The sequence below is a fragment of the Candidatus Paracaedibacteraceae bacterium genome (assembly GCA_019636055.1).
GTDB lineage: Bacteria > Pseudomonadota > Alphaproteobacteria > Paracaedibacterales > Paracaedibacteraceae > Paracaedibacter.
The window spans coordinates 90,391-114,275 of the sequence record JAHBYH010000003.1; the positions used below are offsets into that span (position 1 = coordinate 90,391).

Here is a 23,885-nt window from a genome sequence, read left to right on the forward strand (position 1 = left end):
CAAAAGGTTGAAAGTTCAACCTTTTTATCTTAGCTGTAAGCTGTAACTGTGGCATTTTCGGATAAAACAATTAACTTCCCATCCACAACAATAGGCGAGAGTGCTAACGAATCCCCGTGGTTGATTTTGGATGATTCAGTGCCGTCAGTTGGGTTAAAGAAGACGATATCACCTTTGGTGTTCGTTAAAATTAATTTGCCATTTGCCAGTATAGGGCCTGCCCAAACGGTTTTTTCTTCGCCTGCAGGAGAGGTAAGAGCCTTTGCCCAAATAATTTTACTTGTTGTGCTGTCAAGGCAAACAAGGTCATTTTCATTGGTGACCATAAACATGTATCCGCCGTAGACTGCTGGTGTTCTAACACCGCCAATGTCCTTTTGCCATAGTTTGGATCCCGTATTCAAATCAAAGGCTGCCATGCGGCCACCATGGCTAATGGCATAAACTTTGCCATTCAAGATAACTGGTCTTGCTCGAATGTGACTGATGCTTGATAGGGGATCAAAAGCGGTTGCCGGATTTAAAGCCTCAACCCAAAGAAGTTGGCCTGTAGACAAATCAAGGGCATAGAGTTCACCCGTTGAATACGGGATTACAATTTTATTCCCAGAAATAGCGGGAACACCACCACCCAATAATCCTGTTGCTTCAGGCAAGCCGATATGTGTCCACTTAATATTTCCATTCGATGTGTCAACGGCAAGTGCTTCGTTGGCAACGTTTACAGCAATTGCTGTGCTGCCTGTAACTGTTGGGGCAATGCGGAATGGCGTCTGAGGCGATTGTTTCCACAATTCTTTGCCAGTTTTAGCATCAAGTGCAAGGATGTCACCAAAGGATGTTGTGACTATTATTTTTGATCCGTTAATCGCAATACCCCCGCCGAGTGTTTCTGATTCTGACCCTGCCGGTGAGGTATTTGTTGACCATAATTTTTGTCCATCGTTTAGGGATAAAGCGGTTACTTGGCCATGGGTGTCCATGCCAAAAATAACGCCATTGTCGACAACGAGGTTTGAAACTAGTTTTTGACTTGATGAATTCCCTGATCCGATAGAGGACGACCAAATTTTCTTTGGATGGGCGCTTAATGCTAAATTACTTAGCGTATGGTCAAGAGAACCACCGGGGACAGACCAGCTGTTGTTTTTATGAGGCGTTCCCAGCGTAAGTAATGCTTTACCGACTGTACTTTCTGATTTGACAGTTGATTCTTGCGTGAAGATGCTTTCCCGTTTCCCTTCAAGCGGTGGTTTTGACGAAAAAGTATCGCATGATGTTAAAATTGTTGTTGCTGTTAAAAGTAAAAAAATACGGTTCATCATGGTGTGATATCCTGAAGTTAACTTACCTTCAGTTATACCTAATTGAAGAACCGATGTCGAGGTTAATCCTCGTAGTAATAAACTCGTTTTCGACCACGCCTGTCATAGTCGTCATCGTAACGGTCGTCTCGATAGTAACGGCGATTGGCTTCATCTTGTTGATCCATCGATTTACCTATTTCAGATCCGGCAAGTGCACCGAGAACGCCGCCAACGCCGGCTCCGACAACGCGTCCTGATCCATGGCCAAACTGCGACCCGATTAAGGCACCGGTCGCACCACCGATAACTGTGCCGCCTTGCTGCTTGGTAATGCCACCACCCTGATTGGCACATCCCGACAATAAAGCAATGATTGCAACGGGTATTATGTAATATTTCATGGATATTTCTCCGAAAATATAGTCTATCTTCCAAGTATTTTAGGTCACATAGATTAATATAGTCTTAATTTTAAAATTCTATTTGACTTATGGTGTTATTATTCAGAAAACTGAGTTAGGCAACTATAGTTTGTTGTTGATTTCTTTGGGCAAATAGCGTAGATATAGTCAAAAAACTGGAGGAATATAAGATGTCAAACAATACAATAACACGGGCGGATTTGGTAGCCAATCTTGTTGATCGTTTTGATTTGGATAAAATCGTTGCCGTTAAAATGTTAGAGTCTGTTCTTAATGTTATCACAACGACTCTTGCAACAGGTGATTCAGTCAAGATTTCTGGTTTTGGTTCTTTTAATATTCGTGAAAAAAATGAACGTGTAGGTCGTAACCCAAGAACTGGTGTTGAGGCAAAGATTACGGCGCGCAATGTCATTAGCTTTAAGGCTTCCCCAATCTTTAAAAGTGTTGTTATGCCTGTCGTAAATAAAAAAGCAGCTTAAGGATCTAAGGCCCCTAGACTCACCCCATGGGGCTATATTACACTTTAAATTAAAGAGTTATATTTTTGGGTTAAGTTTTGTGAAGCCAGACGTCATATCCCGATTTCAACATGTTGTTGGTCCAGTTGTTTCTGTTTGTTTACTGGTGTACTTTGTTTACCATATTATTCAAGGGGATAGGGGAATTTTGGCGTGGCGTCGCCTTCAACAACAGATTAGTGTTGCTGAAACAAAACTTAATACCGTTAGACAAGAACAAGATAGCCTAGAGCGGAACGTACGGTTGATGCGTCCCGATAGTCTGGATTCTGATATGCTTGAAGAACAAGCCAAAGAAAAATTAAATTTTGTGCATAAAGATGAAGTGATTATCCGTGATGATGAATTAGGGTAAATTTTTTGTGTAAATTATAGTCAAAACAAAATAAAAAGGCTATAATTTTAGAAAAAGGTTTGAGTAATTTTCTAAATGACGTATTCAATAGATTTTCGTATAAAAGTATTTGAGGTAAAAGCAAGAGAAGGTTTTACCTACGAGGAAACAGCAAAATATTTTGGGATAGGAAAAACGACATTAGTAAGATGGCATCGAAGGCTATCCCCCTTACTGAGTCGTAATAAACCTGCCACAGCCATTAACATGGATCTCTTGAAACAAGATGTGGAGAAGTATCCAGATTCGTACCAATATGAGCGAGCAGAACGATTCAAGGTTAGTCAAATGTGCATTCACTATGCCCTTAAACGATTAGGTGTTTCCTATAAAAAAAACTCTAAACCACCCAAGGGCGAATCCCGAAAAGCGGTCTATGTTTTGTCAAACAATTGAGGAGTTAAGAAAGGATGAACTTCCTTTAGTCTTCATAGATGAAAGTGGGTTTGCCCATGATATGCCTCGCACACATGGATATTCATCGAAAGGACAGAAATGTTATGGTCTGCAGGATTGGGGAGCAAAAGGAAGAACGAATGTAATCGGGGCTTTGTGTAAAGGGGTTTTGCTAACAGTCACTTTACTGAACGGCAGTGTGAATACAGAAGTTTTTAATGCGTGGGTGGATCAAGATTTGATCCCAAAATTACCACCTAAAAGCGTTGTAATTATGGATAATGCCACATTTCATAAAAGTCCGCTTATATATGAAATGCTAGAAAATGCAGGGCATAAGTTATTATATTTGCCACCCTATTCCCCAGATCTCAATCCTATCGAGAAAAAATGGGCTCAAGCAAAAAAATTAAGACGTAAAACAGGACTTTCATTAGAACAACTCTTTTTAACGACTTATTTATAACCGGTTTATTTTGTTCTGACTATATATATTAAGATATATATTATTATGCTAAATATATGTTTTTCTATATAATTTTGGGGGTTTGAGCTATCCCCTGTTACGAGGATGTTATGTCTGAATATTCTTTGCCAACAGTTATCAGAGAATCTTTGACACAGCATATCCAAGTTATTTCAAAAAACCTTATCCCTTAAATCTTGAAAAAACTTGGTGCATAGCGATGGCTGCGGCATTTGAAACATTTAATGTTGAAAATTGATCTGCTGTTTCTAGGCGAATTAAGAAATCGCAGTTTTTCTTGGTTAGATCACGCATTCCTGAGCCTTCTGCTCCCATAATAAGAGCAATTTTCCCAGAGAATTTAGCTTCATTCAGTGTTTCTGCACCACTTTCAGCAAAACCGTACATCCAGAAACCAATTTCTTTTAATTCTTTGATGGCATTTGCTAGGTTGGCATAGCGCATGATAGGGACGAGTTCAAGGGCTCCTGATGCTGATTTTGCTAAAACACCGGATTCATCGGGGGCATGGCGATCAGTCATGACCAGTGCTTTTGCCCCAAAGGCGGCGGCAGTTCGGATAATCGCACCCACATTATGGGGGTCGCTTACTTGATCAAGGACAATAACCATTTGGTTTACTTCGGGTTCATTAGCTAGCTCATCAATACCAAGAGAATCTCGTGCACTGATGCGCAGGGCAATTCCTTGATGGACAGCATCGATACCTAATGTTTTATCAAACCAGTTTTTATCGGCCTTTCTGGTTTTCATGGTTTTGGGAAGCGTAGGGAGCTTATCCAAAATCTTATCATTAATATAAATAACCTCATCTATTTGACGCTCAGGGTTTGTTAGTGCTGCTGTACATGGATGGGCGCCATACATATAATATTTAGAAGAATGATGTTTCATTGGGATTTAACTTTCATTGTTTTCAACAAAATAACATTCTGTAAAGTGAGTTGCAACAAATAGCATTTGGCACAGCTCAGAATATAGGCTATAAAGAAGGAAATGCACCCGTAGCTCAGCTGGATAGAGTGTTGCCCTCCGAAGGCAAAGGTCGGACGTTCGAATCGTCTCGGGTGCGCCATTTTCCTATTTAAAGTGACAGCCTCTAATATTTTTTTGCTCCGTGGTGCTTTGCTCGATCAATGAGCTGTCCATCCCCCATCAATGGGTAAACATGTCCCTGTCATTGATGATGCTGAATCCGAACATAGGAAAAAAACCAGATCGGCAATCTCTTCAACGGCAACGAATTTTTTTGTTGGTTGTTCACCCAGCATAACATCCTTGATAACTTGTTCACGCGTAATGCCACGAGCTTTTGCCGTTGCATCAATTTGCCCGTCTACGAGGGGGGTGTGAACATAACCCGGACAAATCGCATTACACGTGATATTATTCTCTGCAACCTCCATGGCGACGGTTTTTGTTAATCCGGCGATACCGTGTTTTGCTGCAACATAGGCTGATTTAAAAGGCGAGGCAACAAGGGCGTGAGCTGATGCAATATTAACAATGCGTCCCCATCCATTTTTCTTCATCATAGGAATAGCAAGTCGAATAATATGAAATGCTGAAGATAGATTGATAGCAAGGATTTTATCCCATTTAGCAACGGGGAATTCTTCAATTGGTGAGACAAATTGAATGCCGGCATTGTTCACGACGATATCAATTTGACCAAACTTATTCTCAATCATGTGCATCATATTTTCGATCTGATTGGGATTAGACATGTCTGCATCACTGAATAAAACTTTGCCTGTTCCCAGGTTGTCGACATCTTTGACAACATCTGGAACGTCAGGGGTGTTTAATCCGTTAAGTATAATATGACAGCCTTCTGATGCTAATTTTTTGGCGATTCCAAGGCCGATACCACTGGTTGATCCTGTAATTAATGCAACTTTTGTCATGATAAAACTCCTTTTTATAAAAGGATAGAGGATTTATCTTAAGAATCCACTAAAGAGTTGGGGGAAGTTTCACAGTCGCCCGACGAACTGTTGTTAATGGCATGATGATGCGCTTTGAATTTAGGGATGTATTGGCGCGATAGATTTTTGCGCCACCTGATGTTGTCATGCTTGTATTAATTAAGCTTCCTGGTGTGCGTGCAACGACAGTCGGTTCTTTTGGTTCGGGGTGTTTAATCCCTGTATAGTGATTAAATTTGATGTTAACAGGCATTCTGCGACCATTTGATCCAATAAAATGGGTGTTGACAACTTTTGGTTTATTGATAGCAAATAAGGTGTTTAGAGGTTGGGCTGCCATTGGTGCGATGCTGTTGCCAAACTCTTGCCAAACAGCCATAACCTTGTTCTTATAGGGTTGGTTGTGTGCGGTTGAGGCTGAGTGATAATGAGCAACTGCATTTTGCCAATTGCCTTGCGCTTCCATTTTTTCTTTTAAAAATTGAGCTGCATACGCGATGTTCTTCTGGGGATCAAAGGCTTCTTCAAGGGATGCAAAGGCTCCCGGGTGGTGGCGTAAGTTGATTTGCATGCAACCGACATCAATGCTGGTAATTCCTTTGGCACGGAGTTCTCGAACTTTGGCGATGGCTTCGGCTTTTGTATTGAGAACATACGGTTTACCGTTTGCGTTGATCGTCCATGGCCAAGCAACTGTACCTTGGCCTGCAATGTTTCGACCTGATTCAATCCGAGAAATAGCACGCAGCAAATTATGAGGGATGCCATGTTGGCGTTCATGATGGTGGATATAAGCTTCACATAAAGCCTGAGCAAAAGATGTACAGAACAATAAGATGAAAAGGTGTCTTATGATTTTCATATCAATTTGCGTAAAATTTAACCTTAATTATTTCTAGCATGGTAAGTGTTAATGTTGAATTAAGAAAGTAAAATTAGCTATAATCAAGAAAATATACAGCCTCCCGGACAGAAAAACTAAATGAAAACATATCTCGTTCACGGATTAGCACGGTCAGGAATGGCGTGCGTTGACTTTTTGCTAAAATCAAATCATCGTGTGTATGTTCTCGATTCTGATTCAGTAAAAATAGATCAGGCATGCCAAAAGGGAGCGTATATTTGGGATAATCAAGATATGTCAGGTCTGACGGCTGTTATCCAAAGCCCTGGAATTCCGCTAAACCATCCGATTGCCAAGCAAGCCATCGACATGAACATCCGCTTAATGGGAGATGTGGATTTGTTTCGTGAAACTTATCCCAATACAACAATTATTGGTATTACGGGGACAAACGGTAAGTCGACCACGACAACCCTGATCGGACATATTTTTAAAGAATGTCAAGTTCCTGTGGCTGTGGGAGGGAATGTCGGTGTGCCGGTCATGTCTTTGCCGGCCCTGCCGGATGAAGGAGTTTATGTTTTAGAGCTTTCTTCGTATCAGCTTGATCTCTCGAATTGTTTGGCCTTGGACTATGCGGTATGGACAAATATTACCCCTGATCATCTTGAACGACATGGCAGTATGGAAGATTACGTTTATGCAAAAATGAAGATCTTTGCCAGTAAAGGAAATCCCCCGAAATCCATGGTATCTATTGATGATGCGTATTCGTTACAGGTCTATGATGAAATGAATGAGGTTCATCCGGGGTATTTAGTTCCGGTGAGTGTTAATCGTCCCTTGTTGGGCGGTATTTTTGTTCTCGATGGCTTGTTGGTTGATGCAACAGGGGATGACCGACTGGTTGTTGGGGATTTGTCTAAGTTAGATCGCCTAAAAGGCCAGCACAACTATCAGAATATAGCGATGGCTTATGGAATTTGTCGTGCCTATGGTTTGATGCCGGATGCTATTATGCGTGGTATTGAGACATTTCCGGGCCTTGCTCACCGCCAAGAGGTTGTTCGGGTTATCGATAGAGTTACTTTTGTCAATGATTCCAAAGCAACAAATGCTGATGCTACATCCCATGCTCTATCAGCTTTCGAACAAATTTATTGGATTGTTGGTGGTGTTGCTAAAAGTGATGGAATCGACAGTTTACTTCTCTTGCTGTCTCATGTGAAAAAAGCCTATTTGATTGGGGAGTCTTCAACAACTTTCGCAAAAATTCTTGACGGGCATGTTGACTATGTCTATTGCGGCGATATGGAGACGGCACTTAGGCAGGCTTATGCGGATGCGTTAAAGCGCGGTGGGGTTGTTTTATTATCACCGGCATGCGCAAGCTTTGATCAATATCGTGATTTTGAGCATCGCGGTGATGTATTTCGTGACTATGTTGTAAAGCTATAGTCATTTGATTGGATCAACCTTGCAAGAACGATAGCTATCGTGTAGGGACAGATTTTCCAGCTGTTGAGCCGGACGAACTATATTTGTATGAACTAGTTTTTGATGACGTATAGCTTTTAGGTGATGTCGTTGCTTTAGGTGTGGTTGGTGCAGGTGTTGATGGGGTTAACACGTTCGTTAGCGTTTGTTGCACGACTGCCATAGGATCGTCTTTACCATTAGCGGTACCGTTTAATTTTTTCTCAACATACTTTAAGATACGATCTTTGTTTGCAATGCGTGGTGGTACGGGACGTTGTCGTTTGCCGGAGCGTTGATCAATTATGGTGTTCCATTGTGTTTCATCTGCTGACGTGAGTTTAATTCTCTGAGAAAACCCCGCGTTTATAAAGGCATCAGTTATTACCTTTATGTCTAGGGGATTTGATCGATCTTTTGCTTTGATTGCATCAATAACCGACTGCAAGAACGTCACATTTGGATCGTTCGGGTTTAGGGTGCGGACAACTGTTTCAATAGCGCGTGTTTCAGAATTTGCGCAGTCTCCAAAGCTATGACATGTTGAGTTTTCCATCGATTGTATCGTGTAGATGATGATATCATCTGTATCATAAAAAGCATGGGGTTTTAGTTTTGTTTCAATTGTCGTATAGTCAATTTTCTTTTCGGGTTGTTCCGATTTTGCAGGTTGTGCCCCGCCAAATAACCCGGCAATTGACGACCAGATGTTTGTTTTACTTTTTTTGTTTTCTTTTTTATCTTTACTTGTAAAGATTTTAGCCGTACTTGGGGCTCCAATGACCATGCCATTTACATAGTTTTGTTGGCCATTTGCCGATAGATGGTTGTAAAGAACAAGTGCTGTATGGGGGCGATCCATATCAAAAGCCATAGTAATGACTTTGCTGTAATTATCAAGCATTGCCTGAATGGCTAAATCCATTTCTTGGGCTTTTTGGGTGCTTGCTCGTGGGTTTTGGCTTTGACTATATCCTGAATTGTAGGAGTTGTAAGTATTGTATGAACTATTATAGGATGACCTGCCGCCAAATTTTGCTTTTGTTGCATTGATTTCGTCCAGATATTGACGTTTGCAGTCGTCGCGGCTGCGACACCTTAGGGCAGAGAGTTTACTGACTAAATCATCAAGAACTGCACGTTTTTCGCGTTTGAATTTTGTGTTTGTTCCTTCAAGACGACGATTTAGGTAATTTGATGTGCCTGAATCCTGCAGGGAAACACTTTGTTTGTGGCCAATAATTGTGAAATTAATTCTGATATCATTGATGTTGGTGATTTTAGCTGCCTTTTCAGGTTTTGCATGTTGTAGTTGCGATTTGATCTGATTCCATTCCTTTTCCGATTTATTGTCATCGGAGGTTGATGTATTTCCATAACCATAGGAATTATAAGTATTGGATGATTGACCTGTTTCGATCTTTTGTCTCAGACTTAATAATTTCTGAGAGGCTTTATCGTTAGAATCGAGTTGTTCAATAATGCTGTCAATGATTTTTAGGTCAATAGCTAGGTTGCCTTGTCGGTCTGCAGGACGGTTGGTAACAGCTTCCATTTTTGCCAGAATTATATTTAAAAGCTGATCGTAATCAAATTGAGCCCCGGTTATAGACTGAATAGGGGGCAAGGCGATTTTTTGCCCAACCATGACGGATTTGATTTTTTCTTTAAACTCAGTCCGCAAATTCTCTAAGTTGGTACGGGTCGTGTTATCTGTAGTATCGTCTTGTAACGGATCGAACAAACTTGATGCTAATTTGTTGGGGGTGATCGTATAGCGTACACCTGAACGGAATTCTGCTTGAGCTGCAGGTGACATATCTTTATATACATATGTCTGAGCGTAAACACGCTCTTTTTCCTTAAGTCGTGACGTCACATTTTTGGCGGTTAGATGGTGTATTTGCGCGCCAACTTGGACATCAAAACTAAGGTTGCTAAATCCTAAGAATGAAGGAATTGTTGGTGCTTTTGCTGCTTGGAAGCTTGATTTTTGTGATTTCCAGTATTTCTCTTGGTCGTTTTCAGGGGTAGCCATTGGATCATCGAAATTCATTTGTAAAAACTGGGTTAAAGCGTCAAAGCTTAAGGGGGATCTCTCACTTTCTGCTTCGATGGTTGATCTTAAACTTGCCAATTTTGATGTATTGTTGTCTTCTGCACTTAGGTCAGTAAGAACTTCATCAACAATGCCAGTAAAGGCACGGGCTTGTGATTCGCGTGACATGCTGGTTGTATCAAGGGTATCAATTTTGTCTAAGATGACTGACAGGATATCGTCATAGCTAATTGTTAATCCTTGAATATTGGAGATTTTATAGCCTGTGACTTTTGCTTCGATCATTAATGTTTTTAATTCTTTTTCCAATTGTTGTAGCGTTGTTTTGTCGGTTTCTGATAATCGTGTGCGGTCAATTGAAAATAGGTCAAATCCGGTATTAAAATTTGGAAGTTTGACTCTCAGACCTTGACGATATTTAGTTTGTCCTTGCGATGACATGGACTGAAAAATTTTGGATTGAGGGTAGATCGAAGCATTGTCAAAGATATCCTTGATCAATTGGGGAATTTTTCTTGCAATAGTTATTTTTTCGTCAGCCTGTGGATCCGTTCCTTTTTTTTCTGCGTACTTATCAATGAGTTGCTTTGATCGTAATGTTATGTAGTCCAGGCATGCTTTTGTTGTTGTACATTTGCCAGAGGACGAGTAAGAATAGCCCCCGCTATAGCTTTTTTGCAGATCATCAAGGACTATGTCTAGTGTGGTTACTGCAAAGGATTGTGATTGTAGCGTAAAAAGCAGAGCTAATATTCTTAACATGACGCATCCATAATTTTTCCTCTTTGGCTATTAGTATGATATGCTTGGGTTAAGATAGGGTTAATTCGAGAGTGAAATGTCAGTAGAAATTGTTCCGTTTCAACAAAACACAGCGCTTGCTGTGAAGAATGATGATGCCCCTCCGTATAACTTAGAGGCGGAGCAGGGGATTCTGGGTGTTTTGTTGCTTGATAATAGTATGATGGAACGGGTTGGGGACTACCTTAAACCGTTTCATTTTGCCGATGCAATTCACGGGAAAATATTCGAAGGTATTTGTCGATTTATTGAACGCGGACAAATTGCAGACCCCATTACTTTAAAGGATTATTTTGATCGGGATAAGGCTTTGGAGCCTGTAGGTGGGGCGGCTTATCTGGTTGATCTGGCCAATTCTGTGATGTCCATGAGTAGTGCGGCCGATTATGGTAAAGTCATTTATGATCTATATTTGCGCCGTGAATTACAAAAAATCGGCCAAGATATTTGTGAAAATGTCAAAACCTATGAGTTTGATACCACAGCCGTCAACCAGATTGAGCATGCTGAAAAGCAACTGTTTGATTTGGCAACAAAGGGTCAGACCAGTGGCGGATTGCTGCCGTTTAGCCTGGCTATCACGGAGGCGTTGCACACAGCTGAAATGGCGTTCAAGCGTGATTCTCATATCGTTGGCGTCACAACAGGCTTGATTGATATGGACAAGTACCTGGGTGGGTTGCACCCGTCTGACTTATTAATCCTCGCCGGTCGTCCGTCCATGGGTAAAACAACGTTGGCAACGAACATTGCCTTTAACGCGGCTAAGGCTGTTCTTGAAAATGACCCGAACGGGGCGCCGGTTGCGTTTTTCTCGCTCGAAATGTCGTCTGAACAGTTGGCGTCACGTATTTTGGCATCCGAGGCAGCCGTATCCGGTGATAAAATTCGTCGCGGTGATATTCAGGCCGATGATTTCCCCAGATTTGTTGAGGTAACACGCACCCTACAGGAACTGCCGCTCTTTATTGACGACACCCCTGGTGTGACGGTGAATGCGATTCGTAATCGCTGTCGCCGCCTAAAGCGCCAGCATGGCTTAGGTCTAATTGTGATCGACTATTTGCAGTTGATTGAGGCTGGTGGAATTAAACGAGGCGGGGACAACCGAACTCAGGAAATCTCTGATATTTCGCGTGGCCTAAAATCTATCGCTAAGGAATTGGACGTTCCGGTTATTGCATTGTCCCAGCTGTCGCGTCAGGTGGAACAACGTGAGGACAAGCGCCCGCAGCTGTCAGACTTGCGTGAATCCGGATCTATTGAGCAAGATGCGGACGTTGTGATGTTCGTATACCGTGAGGAATACTACCTTGAGCGTCGCCGCCCACCAGAAGGCACAGATAAGTATTTGCAATGGCAAGAAGAAATGAATAAAGTTTATAAACAAGCCGAAGTTATTATTGCCAAGCAACGTCATGGTCCAGTTGGAACTTTAAAACTCTATTTCGATGGATCTTTGACCAAGTTTGGCAATTTAACAGAAAATTATATGTAAAAGAGAATCTTATGAAAGAACGTATTATTAACGAAATCAAAGGGACGCTCGGTGCATTGGCTATTGCCTTGCTTATTCGGACGTTTCTATTTCAACCCTTTGTTATTCCATCCGGATCCATGTATCCGACATTAATGATTGGCGACTTTTTATTTGTCACAAAGTATACCTATGGTTATAGCAACTATTCATTTCCATTTGCGCCACCGCTATTTGATGGCAGGATCATGGAAAATGAAAAGCCCACTTTGGGGCAAGTTGCGGTCTTTCGCGCTCCGATTGGTAAAACTGAGAGTATTTTAAAGCGTATGACCATTTATTACGATGATTCTATGGATTATATTAAACGGGTCGTTGGTCTGCCCGGGGATAAAGTTCAAGTTAAGGATGGTATTCTCCATATTAACGGGGAAGCTTGTAAATTAGAACGTTTGGATGATTATACGTTACGCGATCCGCGAGATGATTCTGTGACTGTTTATAACCGATTTAAGGAAACTATGCCCAATGGTAAAACCCATGAGATCTTGATGTTATATCCTGCGGGTGTTTATCCGGCGGATAACACCCCAGAGTATACGGTTCCTGATGGTCATTACTTCGTGATGGGGGATAACCGTCATCGCTCACAAGATAGTCGATATATGAAAGAACTCGGGTTTATTCCTGAAGACCATTTCTTAGGGCCGGCTCGCCTGGTGTTTTTTTCTACCGATGCTCGTTGGTATGATGTTTTAGCTTGGATTCCCGGAATTCGCCTGAACCGCATTATGACTGAGATTCACTAAGGTTTGGCGATCTCTCAATTATACAAGAAATTGAGGGATCTAGGACTCTTAGGTATCGGACTGATCCTAATAAAATAAATGTCCCTGTTTTATTAAAATAATGGTATATTACTCTTGGATTACTTAGGAGGCAAATCATGATGGAGCAATGGGTTATGGGGATCTTTGTGGGAATGATGATGAGTAGTGCAGGGGCAACGTCAAATACGGATGAGTTTGTTTTAAAAATTGGTCGTTTTGAAAAATCATATCCGATCAAAGAAGCTCAATCCGGCAGTGGCATTAAAATTGCCTATGTTAATGATTTTGTTGACAATATGGCTCTGATTCGAGCCGCTGCTGATGCAATTGTTGCAAAAATTAACCAGGCAAAGGCGCCCGTTGATGTTATTGTCATTCCGGGAGATAAGGCAAATGCCCTAGGGGCGATTGTTGTTGATCGATTAACGAAAACGCGCCCGAATGTTGAATTGGTTGTTTTTCGGGGGACCAATAAAAGTGGGAATGTTGAAAGTATATCCTATCAATCCATTTCCAGTGATAAACCCAAAAAACTTTATTCGCGCCTCGATCATGCCGATTTGCTACGTGGGAAGAATGCTATTGTCTTAGATGACGTCATTTCCACAGGCGCAACGGCTAAGGCATCGGCTGACTTGGTGCGCAAACTTGGTGGAAACGTCATTGGTTATGCGTGTGCGGCAACCGAGGGAGAGAACGACCCGTCTGAAGGGGGAGTGACACCTCAATTTGCGTCAATGCCCTTGTATAAGATTGTTCATTTTCCGGTTGTGCGTGGTTAATCAAGATATATAATTTTTTTAATTTGACCATTGTTTGACTGTTGGTTATTCAATGGTCTTTTTTGTTTTTATTAACCTTAAATTAATAAATAAAATATAGGGTATTTACGAGGATTATTGATATAGAAATATTGTAGTTTACGATTTTTTCTATTGAAAGCTGAGGAAAGAGTCCCTATCTATTCAGTGAAAACTTTTAAAAAGGAGAAACAGGTATGTTTAAAAGAAAATTATCAGTGCTAGCTCAATTAGCGTTATTAGGCTCAAGTGCATTTGCTATGGATAGTGGTAGCTGTCCCTTCTCAAAGGCAGATGTTATGAGAGGTTTTTATGGTGATAATTTGGATCAAACTATATTAGAAGCAGCTATTAAAGACAATAAAGTTACTATTAGTGGTGTAGCGTTTACAATAAAACCAACAGGGAAAAGTGATTGGCGCTTTCCAAATCTTTCTGAAATCAGATCAACAGCATTTTCTGATAGATTTTTAAATGGTATTAAGCTTGGTAATTGGTCGGAAGACAGTCTTAAGGGTGTTGATATTGCATGTACAGGTTCAGGAAACAAGAGGACCCTCCATTTCACGCTCAATCCGTTTTATGCGACTACCCAAGTTGGTTTTGAAAAAAGATTAAGAGATAAGGGAGCTGTAGAGGCGCTTAAAATTGGTTGGCCTAAGCTCACTTATGATTTCGTTCTAGAAGGAAATTGGCCAAGTTCTGGTTCTTCCTCTTCTTATAAGAAACAACAAGAAGAACAAGCTCGTAAGGAAAAAGAAGCACGTGAAGAAAAGGCTCGTCAAGAAGAAGCACGACGTCAGTGGGAAGAGGAGCAAGAACGAGTTCGTAGAGAAAAAGAAGCACGTGAAGAAAAGGCTCGTCAAGAAGAAGCACGACGTTGGAGGGAAGAACAGCAAGAACGAGTTCGTAAAGCTAAAGAAGAGCAAGCTCGTAAGGAAAAAGAAGCACGCGAAGAAAACGCTCGTCAAGAAGAAGCACGACGTTGGAGGGAAGAACAAGAGCGTTTCCGTAAAGCTCAGGAAGAATCCCAGCGTCGATACGAAGAGCAAGAGCGTCTCCGTAAAGCTCAGGAGGAATCTAAGCGTCGATACGAAGAGCAAGAACGAATTCGTAAAGCTCAGGAGGAATCTCAACGTCGATACGAAGAGCAAACTCGTCAGTCTAGTAGCTCATCAAGCAATACAGGGTATGGTTCATATAGTTATTCTCAACCAAAACCACAGTACGAGCAACCGTCCTATAATCAGGAAGCAGAAGAACAACCTAAAATTGGTGATGTGCGTATCAATAATGCTAAAAAAGAACGTTGGAATGGTTCTCGCTGGGTTCGTATGTAAGCCGGACAGAACATTTGCCGTTCACTTAAAGCCACGCAACAGCGTGGCTTTTTTATTATTCTATCAGTTGTCAGATTAATTACAGATTATGTTTATTTTTTCTAGAAGAGATATATAAAATAATTTGATAGTACTTTATAGAAATTAACCATTTATTTATATATGGAGGCCATACTTATCCATGATGTTATAGTGTAACTATAGAATTTACAGGGGTTGAGTTAATTAACTAGCTGTAATTAATGTGGTTTATTTAGGGAGGATTCAATGAGTATAAGAAAATCTGGAGTACTAAAATTAAAAGCACAGCGCCTAATGGTTTTTGCTGCGCTTGGGTTAACGACTGCAATTGGCAATGTTTATGCTGATGGTGGTTGCCCTTATAGTACCAGTGAATTTATGCAAGGGATGTTTGCAGGGAATGATGGTTCTTTTGCAATGGGGAATATTAAAAAATCTGGTGATGTGACCATTAATGGTGAAAAATATACCGTTAATGTGACTGATCTTAATTTTGATGCAAATCTTGGGTATCTTGGTCAATTTGGAGCTGTCCAAGCGTTGTTTGATGAGGTTAGAGGTAAGGCTCGTGACTTTGATAATGATAGGGCTGTGAAGTATTTTGCGATTGACTGTGTTGGAGATAATGTAAAATTTACTGTAAAGGCGCGTCAAACAAAAAGGAACCCTTCAGATGCCAAGGAATTTGACTTCATTCTGACAAAAACAGGTGATCAACACCAAGGCGGTCAACAACCGGGTGATGTACCACCACCACAAGGTGGGGACGCAGGTGATCAACACCAAGGCGGTCAACAACCGGGCGATGTACCACCACCGCCACAAGGTGGGGATGCAGGTGATCAACACCAAGGCGGTCAACAACCGGGCGATGCACCACCACCGCCACAAGGTGGGGATGCAGGTGATCAACACCAAGGCGGTCAACAACCGGGCGATGCACCACCACCGCCACAAGGTGGCCACCAGCAACAAGATTTTGTTCAAGATGAGGTATACCAACCTCGAATTGGGGATGTGCGTATCCATAATAGTAAGAAAGAACGCTGGAATGGTTCTCGCTGGGTTCGTATGTAAGTCGAACAGAGCATTTGTCGTTCACTTAAAGCCACGCTATTGCGTGGCTTTTTCATGTGTGTCTCTCGATATTTTATCCTCTTTTTAGGGCATTTAGCTTTGTATGGTGAGTTAATTTTAATTTGGCTACAAAAATAGGGGACGAAGTGTATAGTTAGTACGTGGGTGACGCTGTTTTGCATAGCCAATTTATGACAAATCGACTTATAGCTATTTAAGTTGTTTTTTTCAATAGAGGCCGTTCTAATCATCTGAAGATGATTAGACATTGTTGACATGAGGAAACGCTATGATAGCATCAACAATTATACATTATTTTCTTTAAGAATAGTCATTTATATTTGGACATACCTATTTGAAATTAGAATTATAAGTAAAAAAACGATCCAAATTAACGTTACTAGAGATATCGAGGTTCTGGACAATGCTATACAGCTATGCTATAGCTGATGTGATTTCTATATTCAGGAATTTTGATAAAGAGGAATTTAAAATGAATCAAAAAATTTTAACAGGTATTTTTGCCGGTCTATTGTTGTCCACTTCGTCTGTATTAGCTGCAGATGATGATAGACAGCAACATTTTGATATGGGTAACATGGGAACGCAAGAAGAAGTTCCTCAAGCAGAAGAAGTAAAATCGCCGGCTCAAGAAGCTCGTGAAAAAGCTACGCTTGCACGGAAGTATGCCGATGAAATGAAGGGAAAAGAGGGTGCAAAAGCTGCTCGTTTGAAAGCAAGTGAACTTGAAGCAGAGGCTGATCGTTTAGAAAAAGCAGAAGCTGAAAAAGTTCGTCTAGAACAAGAAAAAGCTCAAGCAGAAGCTGAAGCTGAAAAAGTTCGCCTAGAACAAGAAAAAGCTCAAGCAGAAGCAGAAGCTGAAAAAGTTCGTCTAGAACAAGAAAAAGCTCAAGCAGAAGCTGAAGCTGAAAAAGTTCGTCTAGAACAAGAAAAAGCTCAAGCAGAAGCTGAAGCTGAAAAAGTTCGCCTAGAACAAGAAAAAGCTCAAGCAGAAGCAGAGGCTGAAAAAGTTCGCCTAGAACAAGAAAAAGCTCAAGCGGAAGCAGAAGCTGAAAAAGTTCGTCTAGAAAAAGAAAAAGCTCAAGCCGAAGCAGAAGCTGAAAAAGTTCGTCTAGAAAAAGAAAAAGCTCAAGCCGAAGCAGAAGCTGAAAAAGTCCGTCTAGAACAAGAAAAAGCTCAAGCGGAAGCAGAAGCTGAAAAAGTCCGCCTAGAAAAGGAAAAAGCTCAAGCAGAAGCTGAAGCTGAAAAAGTCCGCCTAGAAAAGGAAAAAGCTCAAGCTCAACTTACTCAAGATACTACAACAGTAGTAACAATTCCTGTTGGTACGATCAGAAGTGAAGGTGGTAGGAAATTCCGCTGGAATGGTTCAGAATGGAAACGTATGTAAATACTGATCTTATCTTTTTAAAACCACGCAAATGCGTGGTTTTTTTATGTGTAAAATTGGGAAGTTTTCTTGGGAAAGTTATTAACGTCGAGCGTTACTTGTTCTTCAAATGTTGTTTTTTACCTTGTTGCAACGGTCATTATGAAGAGAATAACTCTAATTACTGGAAGGGATAGCTATTCCACTTGGGTTTGGAAATTCATCACATCGTTGATTGTGTACTAAATGTACGCTTCGTTTCTTGTTCCTGCTTCCAAACATCTATATAGGATTAATGTCCGTAAATCTATGTTATAGTTGTTCCAATTGAAAATCAGAGATTTATAGTCATAATACAAATCTGACTAAAGTGTATGATCGTCATCTCCGACTAGCAAAACTAGGATTTCGAAGAAAGCTTTAGCTTTGATTGATTGGAGATCCACACTTTCTTATGGTTTTCTGGATTCCAGATCAAGAAACTCTTATGGTTTTCTTAGAAAACCGAGAGTTTCTAGCCGGGAATGATGAATCTTGCTGAAGAAAAAAGCATACACTTAATAAGTGTTGGAAATTCAATTGGAACGACTATAGTGGTGCAGTTTTTTTCTGCTTCAGAACTCAGAACATACCTATCGCTCATCGTGTAAATATATTTTTCTGGATTTTTGATTGCTTTAAAGTGAGTTAGATTTTGAGTCGATGCGTAAATCGACTAATTTATTATTATTGATCTGGGAAGCATTGTTTTTATACAAAATCTTAAGGGGAGATTAGCAAGAAATGTCTTCTTTTAGTTTTTCTTATTTGAAAACTTATAGATATTATGTGATGGACGTTTATTGTTAAACAATTTAGTTCTGTTATAATTGATAGAATAAAAAAGCCATACAGATGTATGGCTTTTTATGGATTGCATTAAGCAATTAGAAGCGGTAAGAAATACCCAATTTTACTTGGTGTTCATTGTTTTTTACGCTTGAAATTGTGTTTGTTGCAAACGCTAGGTTAGGATCGTTAGAAGCCATGGACTTCTTTGAGCCTTGTGTAAATGCGTATACAAGACGTAGTGCTACGGAGTCGTTGCCCATCAAGTTTTCGAAACCAACTTGGTATGTTGGGCGAATTTTGCTATTCTTAATCGTGAATCTTGCAGGTGTAACATCTTCTTCAGAGTAGTTATAACGAACTTTAGTATGTTTAATTCCAAAGCCAACAAATGCTAGTGTCTTAGGATTAATCAATGCACCAAACTTAGCAACTAGATCCCAGTCAAAACCAGAGCGCTTCATTTTGTATGTACGTGTGTTAATACGTGCAACACCGTCTTTTTTCTTGAAGTTAAAGTCGCCACCAAATTCAAGGCCTGCTGACATGCAGTTTGCAAATACTTTATTGTAACCTAAGAACAAACCAAGGCTTGGGGTGAACTTGTGTGCATGAACGTTGTCACGGATCGAAACATCATTTCCGTCACCTGTTTTCCATGTGCTATTTAGGTTGGATAGACCTAGGTCACCACCAACATAAAAACCGTTGAAACCTTTTGCATCTGCTGCTGTGATCAATGCTGCAGCTGCGATAGCTGTAGATAATAATTTCATTTAATTTGCTCCATTATACTGTTTCAAATATTATTCCAACACCATTATGGTTTGAGGGGCAATCTAAAGGCAATAGTTATACTTATTATAGAAACCTTTTTTTAAATTGTGTAACATAAAAACAACATAAAAACAACTTGCTAAAATTTATTTAAATCTGTTATCAATCGAAATATGACATACGATTTGATTTCATGGATGCGATTGGCGTACACCAAAAATGTTGGTCCTGTCAGCTTTTGGCAGGCGATACAACGTTTTGGTTCTGCTAGAGGGGCTTTGGAGTGGTTGCAGTCACAAGGCAAGGCTGATGTTATCCCCTCTGCAGACGCTATGAGTAAAATTATCGATCAGGCCGAGACAAAAAAAATAACAATTTTAACGGGTGAAAATGCCGATTATCCTAAAAGATTAAAGATTCTGAGGGATTCACCGGCTGTCTTGTACTGTCGAGGACAAATTGAGCGATTAAATGGCGATTGTATTGCGATTGTTGGGGCGCGTAATTGTTCATTTGCCGGGAAAAAGCAAGCATCAGAGTTAGCCACAAAACTTGGAAAATGCGGTTTTATTACTGTTTCGGGGCTCGCTCGGGGGATCGATCATGCGGCTCATCGCGGAAGTTATGAGTCGGGTACAATTGCGGTTTTAGCAGGGGGTGTTGATGTTATTTATCCTCCCGAACATGAAGAATTATATAAACAAATACAAATAAATGGGTGTATTGTCAGTGAAATGCCCATTGGTATGAAGCCATCGCCTAATCATTTTCCTCGGCGAAATCGGATTGTTTCCGGACTCAGTCGAGGGGTTGTTGTGGTCGAAGCTGCTCTTAAGTCAGGATCATTGATTACAGCAAAATATGCTCTGGATCAATCACGGGAAGTTTTTGCTGTGCCGGGGTCGCCCCAAGACCCAAGGTGTCACGGTAGTAATATGTTGTTAAAACAAGGGGCGCATCTTATCCAAACTGTTGATGATATTATTGCTATCTTAAAACCAGAGTTTGATCTGAGTCAGATCAGCGCACCAGCCCAAGAAGCTTGTGTGATTGATATTCATGATTATATAATCCCGGCATCCTTGAAAGAAGAAATCCGTCAGGGATTAAGTCGTGTTCCTGTCGATATTAATTATATAGCGCAAGATTTAGGACTGTCCGTTCAGGAAATCATGACAATATTATTAGAATTAGAGCTAGAAGGCTTGATTGTTCGTCATGCTAATGGTACAGTCTCAATTTTAGACCAGGCTGCCTAAAAGTTAGGTTTTCCCGACTTGCGAATTGTCTAAATGTAGGATTTAATATATTAAATGTTGGTTATAAGAAAATCAGCTCAGATTCTTAAAAGGTCTTTATAATATGAAAAGCGTTGTCGTTGTTGAGTCTCCTGCAAAAGCTAAAACTATTAATCGGTATTTGGGAAACGACTACGTGGTATTGGCCAGTTATGGCCACATTCGCGATCTGCCGTCAAAGAACGGATCTGTTGATCCGGATCATGATTTTTCCATGGTTTGGGAAATGCAGGATCGTGCGAAAGCAAAAGTCAATGATATTTATAAGGCTGTTAAAAACGCTGACCAATTGTTACTCGCAACCGACCCGGATAGAGAAGGGGAGGCGATTTCATGGCATGTTCAACAAGTTTTAGATGAGAAAAAAGCCTTAGTTGGTAAGGAAGTAAAACGCATTGTTTTTCATGAAATTACTAAGGGAGCAGTGCAAAACGCCATTGAAAATCCTCGTGAAATTAATCATGAACTTGTCTCAGCCTATCTTGCCCGTCGAGCCTTAGACTATTTAGTTGGTTTTACGCTGTCGCCAGTGCTATGGCGTAAATTGCCGGGCGCGCGCTCAGCCGGGCGAGTTCAATCTGTGGCGTTGCGTTTGATTGTTGATCGTGAACGGGAAATCGAAGCATTCAAAACACAAGAATATTGGTCGATTGAAGCCGATATGCTGAATCCGTCAAATCAGGGATACAAGGCTCGGCTAACCCATTTGAATGGCAAAAAACTGGATAAATTAGATCTTAAGTCCGAAAATGAAGCAGCAGCTGCACGCCAAGCGATTTTGGATCGCCAATTTACCATTGCGAGTGTTGAGAAGAAACAAGTTAAACGGAATCCGGCTGCACCTTTTACCACATCAACTTTGCAACAAGAAGCAGCGCGTAAGCTTGGGTTTAGTGCAAGTCGTACCATGCAAGTAGCACAAAAACTTTATGAAGGTATTGAAATCCAAGGTGGTTTGACCGGTTTGATTACCTATATGCGTACGGACAGTATTGCTATTTCTAATGATGCTATGGCAGAAGTCCGAGGTCATATCGGTGACGCCTATGGTGATAAGTATTTGCCATCCTCGCCACGGACTTTTAAAAATAAGAGTAAGAATGCCCAAGAAGCTCATGAAGCTATCCGCCCAACATCTGTTATGCGTCGTCCGGAAGACGTTCGTGCCTTTTTAGATGATACGCAATTCCGTTTGTATGAATTGATTTGGAAGCGTACGGTTGCTTCACAAATGGAAACAGCTTTATTCGATCAAGTTGGTGTTGATATTATTTCGGGTGACAAGCAAGTAGCACTCAGAGCAACAGGCTCAACCATGGTGTTTGACGGTTTCATGAAGTTGTATCTGGAAGGAAAAGATGATGTAACAGCGGATGAGGATGACGAAAAACTGTTGCCTCCGTTAATTGAAGGTGAAGAGGCGCGTGTTAATACGGTTACCCCAAACCAGCATTTTACACAACCACCCCCCCGTTATTCCGAAGCAAGCCTTGTAAAAAAATTGGAAGAGTTGGGTATTGGCCGTCCGTCCACTTATGCGTCGATTATTCAGGTCTTGCAAGATCGGGATTATGTTGTGCTCGAGAAAAAGCAATTCATCCCGGAAGATCGTGGCCGTTTAGTGACGTCATTTTTAACGCATTTCTTTAATCGATATGTCGAATATGATTTTACGGCAAATTTAGAAGAACAGTTGGACGACATTTCTAACGGGCAGCTTAACTGGCGCAATGTTTTGGCTGAATTTTGGAAGAACTTTAAACAAACAACGGATGCTACACAAAGTCTGACAATAACTGAAGTTATTGATAATCTTGAAAAAGATATGAGTCATCATTTATTCCAAGGGAATGAGTCTGCGCGTGTTTGCCCGCAATGTCAAAAAGGTCGCCTTGGGTTGAAACTCAGCCGTTACGGTGCATTTTTAGGGTGTTCGGACTATCCTGCCTGTTCTTATACAAAACCATTGAGTGTTGATTCTTCAGGTGAGGGTGGCGAAGCACCAACGGCAATAGAGGAACATAAACTGATTGGCAAGGATCCAGAAACCGGTGATGATATTACCTTACGGAAGGGGCCGTATGGTCCGTACTTGCAATGGGGCGAAGCTAAGGTCTCTGACGAACCGCCTGCAAAAGGTAAGAAAAAAGCAACAGCAATTAAGCCAAAACGTGTGTCTTTGCCGGCTGGAGTAACACCGGAGTCTGTTACTTTTGACTTAGCGATGAACCTAAAATCTTTACCAAAGGTTTTGGGGGCACATCCGGCCACTGGCGATATTATGTCTGTGGGCTTGGGACGTTTTGGCCCATATGTTAAATGCGGTAGCATTTTTGCATCAATTCCAAAGAATGAAGATATGTTTACAGTGTCTTTGGAGCGAGCCGTTGAGTTGGTCGAGCAGAAAAAAGCACGCCCTCCATCAACCCGTGGCGGTTTTGGTCGTAAGAAAAGCGAATCTTAATATATAAACCATTCCATTTAATCCTAGAAGTTCGTCACATCGTCGCTCGTGTGCTCATTGTACACGTGGCTTCTTGCTGCTGCTTCCAAACTCAACTTGAAAATTATTATATAGTCGACTTTCTATAAACGGCTATGCAAAACAGCGTTACTCACATGTTAGATATGCGATTTGTTCTTTGTTTTTGTTGCCATTTTAACATAGTTTAGCTATGAGCAAAATATTTTATGAGGCCCCTTTAACTTTGCTAATTAGAGATGGTCACCTATTCAATCTTAGAAAAAATGACGTTAAAACAATAAATTTCTGAAAAATTTTAGTTTTGTTAAGCGTTTTTTAAACCTTATCCCCCAATATTAGAGGTAAAGATACACTTATACCCAGAGTATTGGAGGGTTAGTAAAATGGAAAGTATTCAACACAAATTAGACCGGGTTCGTCCTCCCCGAGTTCAAATCACCTATGACGTGGAGATTGGTAACGCGATTGTCATGAAGGAATTGCCGTTCGTGATGGGAATTTTGGCTGACTTAGCCGGTCATCCTGAAACCGATCCTATTGCGCTAAAATATCGTAAGTTCGTTGAAATCGATCGCGATAACTTTAATGATATTATGGAAAAGATTCGCCCTCGCTTGACATTGCGTGTCGATAACAAGTTGGCGAATGACGGAAGTCATATGAGTGCTGAACTATTCTTCCACAATATGGATGATTTCCAACCATTAAATGTTGTTAAACAAATTGAACCGCTCCGCAAGTTATATGAAGCAAGAACAAAATTAAAAGATATGTTGACCAAGCTTGATGGAAACGACGCATTGGATGAATTGCTTCATGAAGTGATCTCAAGTACAGAGCAACAAGCTGCTCTAAAAACTGAGCTCGGTCTCGAAGATGCTCCAGCTGCTGATCAACCAGCGAGCTAAGAAAGGATAAGGGAGAAATATT

Annotated in this window: 21 protein-coding genes and 1 tRNA gene; 15 read left to right on the forward strand and 7 right to left on the reverse strand. The window is 40.9% G+C overall.

All coding sequences use genetic code 11. From position 1 onward, the window contains the following. Positions 1 to 29: 29 nt before the first annotated feature. Together KF820_06060 and KF820_06065 are read right to left on the reverse strand one after the other, a co-directional pair. On the reverse strand, positions 30 to 1,325 hold the full coding sequence (locus KF820_06060) for a PQQ-binding-like beta-propeller repeat protein (GenBank protein ID MBX3457901.1): 1,296 nt from the start codon (positions 1,323 to 1,325) through the stop codon (positions 30 to 32). A 62-nt stretch (positions 1,326 to 1,387) separates the two neighbouring features. Next, positions 1,388 to 1,708, reverse strand: a complete 321-nt coding sequence (locus tag KF820_06065) for a glycine zipper 2TM domain-containing protein (protein ID MBX3457902.1) — start codon at positions 1,706 to 1,708, stop codon at positions 1,388 to 1,390. A 191-nt stretch (positions 1,709 to 1,899) separates the two neighbouring features. Between KF820_06065 and KF820_06070 the strand changes: the two genes are divergently transcribed. The 4 genes from KF820_06070 to KF820_06085 all read left to right on the forward strand — a co-directional run bounded on the left by KF820_06070 (position 1,900) and on the right by KF820_06085 (position 3,506). Then, the gene (locus tag KF820_06070) at positions 1,900 to 2,211 is read left to right on the forward strand and encodes an integration host factor subunit alpha (GenBank protein MBX3457903.1); all 312 of its coding nucleotides are present in this window, start codon (positions 1,900 to 1,902) and stop codon (positions 2,209 to 2,211) included. Positions 2,212 to 2,290: 79 nt separating this feature from the next. Continuing rightward, positions 2,291 to 2,605, forward strand: coding sequence for a septum formation initiator family protein (locus tag KF820_06075; protein MBX3457904.1), 315 nt, complete (start codon positions 2,291 to 2,293; stop codon positions 2,603 to 2,605). Positions 2,606 to 2,680: 75 nt separating this feature from the next. Then, positions 2,681 to 3,040 (forward strand): IS630 transposase-related protein, encoded by a 360-nt coding sequence (locus KF820_06080; GenBank protein ID MBX3457905.1) that lies wholly within the window; start codon positions 2,681 to 2,683, stop codon positions 3,038 to 3,040. Next, positions 2,964 to 3,506 (forward strand): IS630 family transposase, encoded by a 543-nt coding sequence (locus tag KF820_06085; GenBank protein ID MBX3457906.1) that lies wholly within the window; start codon positions 2,964 to 2,966, stop codon positions 3,504 to 3,506. Before KF820_06080 ends, KF820_06085 begins: the two co-directional genes overlap by 77 nt. A 183-nt stretch (positions 3,507 to 3,689) precedes the next feature. On the opposite strand, the gene rlmB is transcribed toward KF820_06085, so the two are convergent. Then, positions 3,690 to 4,421 (reverse strand): 23S rRNA (guanosine(2251)-2'-O)-methyltransferase RlmB, encoded by a 732-nt coding sequence (gene rlmB / locus KF820_06090; GenBank protein ID MBX3457907.1) that lies wholly within the window; start codon positions 4,419 to 4,421, stop codon positions 3,690 to 3,692. A gap of 104 nt (positions 4,422 to 4,525) precedes the next feature. Between rlmB and KF820_06095 the strand changes: the two genes are divergently transcribed. Beyond that, positions 4,526 to 4,602 (forward strand) — tRNA-Arg (locus KF820_06095). A gap of 58 nt (positions 4,603 to 4,660) precedes the next feature. Here KF820_06095 and KF820_06100 read toward each other — a convergent pair. Together KF820_06100 and KF820_06105 are read right to left on the reverse strand one after the other, a co-directional pair. Next, positions 4,661 to 5,434, reverse strand: a complete 774-nt coding sequence (locus KF820_06100) for a 3-hydroxybutyrate dehydrogenase (protein MBX3457908.1) — start codon at positions 5,432 to 5,434, stop codon at positions 4,661 to 4,663. Between the two features lie 49 nt (positions 5,435 to 5,483). Beyond that, entirely contained in the window at positions 5,484 to 6,317 is an 834-nt protein-coding gene (locus tag KF820_06105) for a lytic transglycosylase domain-containing protein (GenBank protein MBX3457909.1), read from the reverse strand. A gap of 120 nt (positions 6,318 to 6,437) precedes the next feature. Here KF820_06105 and murD point away from each other — a divergent pair, with 120 nt between their 5' ends. Further along, positions 6,438 to 7,757 (forward strand): UDP-N-acetylmuramoyl-L-alanine--D-glutamate ligase, encoded by a 1,320-nt coding sequence (murD, locus tag KF820_06110; GenBank protein ID MBX3457910.1) that lies wholly within the window; start codon positions 6,438 to 6,440, stop codon positions 7,755 to 7,757. Between the two features lie 34 nt (positions 7,758 to 7,791). Here murD and KF820_06115 read toward each other — a convergent pair whose 3' ends face one another. Next, positions 7,792 to 10,596: a hypothetical protein gene (locus KF820_06115; protein ID MBX3457911.1), complete on the reverse strand. Its 2,805-nt coding sequence runs from the start codon at positions 10,594 to 10,596 to the stop codon at positions 7,792 to 7,794. 76 nt (positions 10,597 to 10,672) lie between these two features. On the opposite strand from KF820_06115, the gene KF820_06120 reads away from it, so the two are divergent. The 6 genes from KF820_06120 (at position 10,673) to KF820_06145 (ending at position 17,588) form a co-directional block, all read left to right on the forward strand. Further along, the gene (locus tag KF820_06120; protein ID MBX3457912.1) at positions 10,673 to 12,133 is read left to right on the forward strand and encodes a replicative DNA helicase; all 1,461 of its coding nucleotides are present in this window, start codon (positions 10,673 to 10,675) and stop codon (positions 12,131 to 12,133) included. Positions 12,134 to 12,144: 11 nt separating this feature from the next. Beyond that, positions 12,145 to 12,921, forward strand: a complete 777-nt coding sequence (lepB, locus tag KF820_06125) for a signal peptidase I (protein MBX3457913.1) — start codon at positions 12,145 to 12,147, stop codon at positions 12,919 to 12,921. A 137-nt stretch (positions 12,922 to 13,058) separates the two neighbouring features. Then, positions 13,059 to 13,724: a hypothetical protein gene (locus tag KF820_06130; GenBank protein ID MBX3457914.1), complete on the forward strand. Its 666-nt coding sequence runs from the start codon at positions 13,059 to 13,061 to the stop codon at positions 13,722 to 13,724. A gap of 215 nt (positions 13,725 to 13,939) precedes the next feature. Continuing rightward, positions 13,940 to 15,082, forward strand: coding sequence for a hypothetical protein (locus tag KF820_06135; protein MBX3457915.1), 1,143 nt, complete (start codon positions 13,940 to 13,942; stop codon positions 15,080 to 15,082). A gap of 267 nt (positions 15,083 to 15,349) precedes the next feature. After that, positions 15,350 to 16,180 (forward strand): hypothetical protein, encoded by an 831-nt coding sequence (locus tag KF820_06140; GenBank protein MBX3457916.1) that lies wholly within the window; start codon positions 15,350 to 15,352, stop codon positions 16,178 to 16,180. 493 nt (positions 16,181 to 16,673) lie between these two features. Further along, entirely contained in the window at positions 16,674 to 17,588 is a 915-nt protein-coding gene (locus KF820_06145; GenBank protein MBX3457917.1) for a hypothetical protein, read from the forward strand. A 905-nt stretch (positions 17,589 to 18,493) separates the two neighbouring features. Here the strand turns inward: KF820_06145 and KF820_06150 are convergent. Continuing rightward, positions 18,494 to 19,171 (reverse strand): outer membrane beta-barrel protein, encoded by a 678-nt coding sequence (locus KF820_06150; GenBank protein ID MBX3457918.1) that lies wholly within the window; start codon positions 19,169 to 19,171, stop codon positions 18,494 to 18,496. A 174-nt stretch (positions 19,172 to 19,345) separates the two neighbouring features. On the opposite strand from KF820_06150, the gene dprA reads away from it, so the two are divergent. From dprA to tssB, 3 genes are all read left to right on the forward strand, one after another. Beyond that, positions 19,346 to 20,431, forward strand: a complete 1,086-nt coding sequence (gene dprA / locus KF820_06155) for a DNA-processing protein DprA (GenBank protein ID MBX3457919.1) — start codon at positions 19,346 to 19,348, stop codon at positions 20,429 to 20,431. A 103-nt stretch (positions 20,432 to 20,534) separates the two neighbouring features. Then, complete coding sequence (topA, locus tag KF820_06160; GenBank protein ID MBX3457920.1) at positions 20,535 to 22,934, forward strand: type I DNA topoisomerase; 2,400 nt, start codon at positions 20,535 to 20,537, stop codon at positions 22,932 to 22,934. A gap of 404 nt (positions 22,935 to 23,338) precedes the next feature. Continuing rightward, positions 23,339 to 23,863: a type VI secretion system contractile sheath small subunit gene (gene tssB, locus KF820_06165; protein MBX3457921.1), complete on the forward strand. Its 525-nt coding sequence runs from the start codon at positions 23,339 to 23,341 to the stop codon at positions 23,861 to 23,863. Positions 23,864 to 23,885: the final 22 nt, after the last annotated feature.

Bases quoted from the DNA above. Each gene is read 5' to 3' on its own strand.
- KF820_06060 (MBX3457901.1), bottom strand. From the start codon at position 1,325: ATGATGAACCGTATTTTTTTACTTTTAACAGCAACAACAATTTTAACA.
- KF820_06065 (MBX3457902.1), bottom strand. From the start codon at position 1,708: ATGAAATATTACATAATACCCGTTGCAATCATTGCTTTATTGTCGGGA.
- KF820_06070 (MBX3457903.1), top strand. From the start codon at position 1,900: ATGTCAAACAATACAATAACACGGGCGGATTTGGTAGCCAATCTTGTT.
- KF820_06080 (MBX3457905.1), top strand. From the start codon at position 2,681: ATGACGTATTCAATAGATTTTCGTATAAAAGTATTTGAGGTAAAAGCA.
- rlmB (MBX3457907.1), bottom strand. From the start codon at position 4,421: ATGAAACATCATTCTTCTAAATATTATATGTATGGCGCCCATCCATGT.
- KF820_06100 (MBX3457908.1), bottom strand. From the start codon at position 5,434: ATGACAAAAGTTGCATTAATTACAGGATCAACCAGTGGTATCGGCCTT.
- KF820_06105 (MBX3457909.1), bottom strand. From the start codon at position 6,317: ATGAAAATCATAAGACACCTTTTCATCTTATTGTTCTGTACATCTTTT.
- murD (MBX3457910.1), top strand. From the start codon at position 6,438: ATGAAAACATATCTCGTTCACGGATTAGCACGGTCAGGAATGGCGTGC.
- KF820_06115 (MBX3457911.1), bottom strand. From the start codon at position 10,596: ATGTTAAGAATATTAGCTCTGCTTTTTACGCTACAATCACAATCCTTT.
- KF820_06120 (MBX3457912.1), top strand. From the start codon at position 10,673: ATGTCAGTAGAAATTGTTCCGTTTCAACAAAACACAGCGCTTGCTGTG.
- lepB (MBX3457913.1), top strand. From the start codon at position 12,145: ATGAAAGAACGTATTATTAACGAAATCAAAGGGACGCTCGGTGCATTG.
- KF820_06130 (MBX3457914.1), top strand. From the start codon at position 13,059: ATGATGGAGCAATGGGTTATGGGGATCTTTGTGGGAATGATGATGAGT.
- KF820_06135 (MBX3457915.1), top strand. From the start codon at position 13,940: ATGTTTAAAAGAAAATTATCAGTGCTAGCTCAATTAGCGTTATTAGGC.
- KF820_06140 (MBX3457916.1), top strand. From the start codon at position 15,350: ATGAGTATAAGAAAATCTGGAGTACTAAAATTAAAAGCACAGCGCCTA.
- KF820_06145 (MBX3457917.1), top strand. From the start codon at position 16,674: ATGAATCAAAAAATTTTAACAGGTATTTTTGCCGGTCTATTGTTGTCC.
- KF820_06150 (MBX3457918.1), bottom strand. From the start codon at position 19,171: ATGAAATTATTATCTACAGCTATCGCAGCTGCAGCATTGATCACAGCA.
- dprA (MBX3457919.1), top strand. From the start codon at position 19,346: ATGACATACGATTTGATTTCATGGATGCGATTGGCGTACACCAAAAAT.
- topA (MBX3457920.1), top strand. From the start codon at position 20,535: ATGAAAAGCGTTGTCGTTGTTGAGTCTCCTGCAAAAGCTAAAACTATT.
- tssB (MBX3457921.1), top strand. From the start codon at position 23,339: ATGGAAAGTATTCAACACAAATTAGACCGGGTTCGTCCTCCCCGAGTT.